Below are 2,934 nucleotides of genomic sequence, written 5' to 3' on the forward strand. Positions count from 1 at the left end.
TTAGGGGGCATGCCGAGATAAGGCAAAAATTAGGACATTCGTTCTGTAACCTGCTGTATCTAAAGGATTAACTTTGAGAGGCGCTGCTCAGTAGTGGCGGCTAAATATTGATCAATTATCTATGCCGAGATAATTGCAGATAATTCCCGCCGTCCGTACCCAGCGCGAGTTCATAAGATTGGAGAAATGCCGAGTTAGAGGGCCTGCGAACAGCTTTGGTCGAGGCTTTGCGCTTCGACGCATAACGGCTGCTTAGTACTGGGGGCTCTCCCAGAAGCGACAAAGGCGGCCTCAACGAGACCGCCTCAAACCAAGTTTCATCACCGGTACACGCACCCGGGAGAGGAAGCTCTTGGGCAGGTTTCAATAATAACACCGATCAAAGCGTCACTGCCAAAGCCCTCTCGCACTGCCGAGTAGCCTTCAGATAGTGTTCATTCGCTCTCTCTCGAAGCTACGGTGCGGATGGTTCGAGACCATCATGCGCAAACTCGGGGCCAAGATGACATTATCAAATGGCCAATTATCCTGGAGGCAGTTATGGAAAGGCTCCGCGAAAAACTGGATTTGCCGAGAGGCCACTACTATCTGCACGTCGCCGTACTGGCGGGCCTGCCGGTGTCGTTGATCTCCGATTTGGCAAGCGAGTTGGAGCGATCGCCAGCGCAGATCGCGCAGTGGATCACTGCGTCCCCCGGCAGTGCCGTGATGTCTATACAGGCTGGTGAGGTGTTCTGTCGTCTTATCGAGATCCTCGATGCGCTATTGGAGCTGTACGATGGGGATCTAGGAGGTGCGCTCCACTGGCTAACGGCACCGAATGTCGTGCTGTCCAATGAGAGGCCGGTCGAGCTACTGGTAACCGGATTTGGTACGCGCGCGGTGCGGCAGGCTATTCGTGCGATTGAATATGGACTGCCAGTTTGATCCCTGCCGGGGGCGGCCTTCGCGCTAGAAACGCTGGGTCATGTACCTATTTCATTACCGCTGTTAGTGAGCGGCGTATGCCCGAGTAGCTTCAGGTGTGTGATGGCTTCGGCCAAGCGCTCCTGTAGGCTCTGCACTTGCTGCGCCTGGATCGCTGAGGTTTCGCTCAGTCGGAACACCTCCTCCTGCAATGTGCCGCAGCGCTGTTCCAGGGCTTCATTCGCGCGCTCAGCGCCGATTAACGCACTCTGGGCGTCCTCCAAGGACTGAGCCTTCTGCGCCAGTAACTGTTGCTGCGCATGCTGCTCTTTTTGCAACTGGCGCGCCTCGGCGAGCAGGCGCGCATTGTCGCGGTTCAGCTGGGTCAACTCGTCCTGTTTGACGATCAGGGTCTGTTGGGGCCATGCCGAGATAAGGGGAAAATTCACTCATTTGGTCTGTAAGCTGCTGTTTTTTTATCATGAAGCCCACATAGCAGCTCCGATCACATCAAGCCTATCTTGCCTCCTCCCTCGCTACGCCAATTCCTCAGATATTGGGTGCTTCCCAGCACGACTAGCTGCCATTTCGCATCGCGCGGTCTGCCGTCCGAGAATGGGTTTCCACGCAGTTTGGTATCTGAGTTGCTGCTCACCCTGGCCTGTTTGCTAATGAACACAAAGACCAACCAGGGAGTAGCGATGAAACACCGGTGGAATCAGGAGGCGATGCGAATGCCGCCCGCCGAATACTTCTGCTTAAGCGCCAGTTCAATTTCGGCAACATATTTCTCGGGGGCCGTGCTGCAGGGCTCACCCATCAGTTGATGCACAGCCTTCACCGTTTCAGCCCGGATCTTGTGGTTGCTGACGACTTGGATCGCCAGCTGTAGGTTCGCCGGCTTACGGAAATCGCCCAACAGCTCGAGTTGATCCTGCAACTCGCGCTCGATGATATCCAGGGTAGTCACCTGCTTGAGAGTGGCCTCCGCCAACTCCAGCTCCACTTGGCTCAATCGCGCTTTGGTGGGAATCGCGTCCAGTTGTCGGCGTAGGGACAACAGGGTTTCCTGATACAACTGCTGATCCAGTTGCAGCCATAGACCCAAGCCTTTGAGCTTGCCGAAGGAATGCGGATACCAGCTCCGCTCCTCATACGGCTTCCCCTTTTCGTCTTTCCCCTTCTTGATGAGCAGGTACTCCCAGGAAACCTCCAAAGCATTCCGCTTCCAACGATTGAGCAGGACACCACCCACTTCAGTGGGCAGGGTGGAGAGAATCAGACCGGCTTTATTCTGCAAATCCCTGAACTTGATGCTCGCAGCCCGAACCCGGCCTATGAGGCTCTCCCGCTGTTTGAGCATTGTTTCGACCTTATGCCGACGGATGTTCTGCCGCTCGGTGGCACTCAGCTTCTTGAGTTCCCCCCTGACCTGCTCGTCATCCAGGCCCAGGTGGTTCAGGGCGCAGCAATTCCCTATCAGCACCTTCGAGTCGTCGTGCCGCTCGACGACGAAGCCGTGCTGATGCATTTGAGAACAGCGCTTCCCGTTCTTCTGGTACTGACAGCTAGCCTCGGGCTGAATCAGCCGGTAGGGCCGAAGCGGGTTTCGGTACTGATCCTTCGCCAGGGTGCTGTCCGAGGCGATCTCGTAAAGGGACAACAGCTCGGCGAGCGTTCTAATTTCCACAATGCCATTCGAAGGGGTCATCAAGTCCTCCTGGTAGGTCAGTCGTGCACAGAGCTGTATATTAACCCAGTAATTGCACAGTGGAATCATTGTGCAGAACCTACCAGTCGCCCCTGCCTTTTCACCCCATCTGATGCGAAGAGGTCAGGATGTGCCAGTGTGAGTTCCTCGCCTGCTCAATCCACAAGGACGTGGCCCCGCGCCGGAGCTGCGTAAGCCTGGCTGGAGCTCGCGGATCAGCTCGCGCACTACACTCGGCCAGCGAGGCGAATAGATTGAACGCCAGGTTCTCTCTTAGGTATGGGTAGGTATGGGGGCGACGGAGTCGTTGAGGCTTC

The 2,934-nt window shown here is 56.0% G+C and carries 2 protein-coding genes and 1 pseudogene; 1 reads left to right on the forward strand and 2 read right to left on the reverse strand.

The annotated features are described in order from the left end of the window. Positions 1–540 precede the first annotated feature (540 nt). Positions 541–927: an antitoxin Xre/MbcA/ParS toxin-binding domain-containing protein gene (locus tag APH36_RS29455; RefSeq protein ID WP_034000041.1), complete on the forward strand. Its 387-nt coding sequence runs from the start codon at positions 541–543 to the stop codon at positions 925–927. A gap of 38 nt (positions 928–965) precedes the next feature. Here the strand turns inward: APH36_RS29455 and APH36_RS29460 are convergent. Next, positions 966–1,325: pseudogene (locus APH36_RS29460) on the reverse strand (cointegrate resolution protein T); the annotation flags it as partial. Positions 1,326–1,624: 299 nt separating this feature from the next. Then, positions 1,625–2,617 (reverse strand): hypothetical protein, encoded by a 993-nt coding sequence (locus tag APH36_RS29465; RefSeq protein WP_034000039.1) that lies wholly within the window; start codon positions 2,615–2,617, stop codon positions 1,625–1,627. Between the last annotated feature and the right edge of the window lie 317 nt (positions 2,618–2,934).

Source organism: Pseudomonas sp. NBRC 111133 (assembly GCF_001320605.1).
GTDB classification, from domain to species: Bacteria; Pseudomonadota; Gammaproteobacteria; order Pseudomonadales; family Pseudomonadaceae; genus Aquipseudomonas; species Aquipseudomonas monteilii.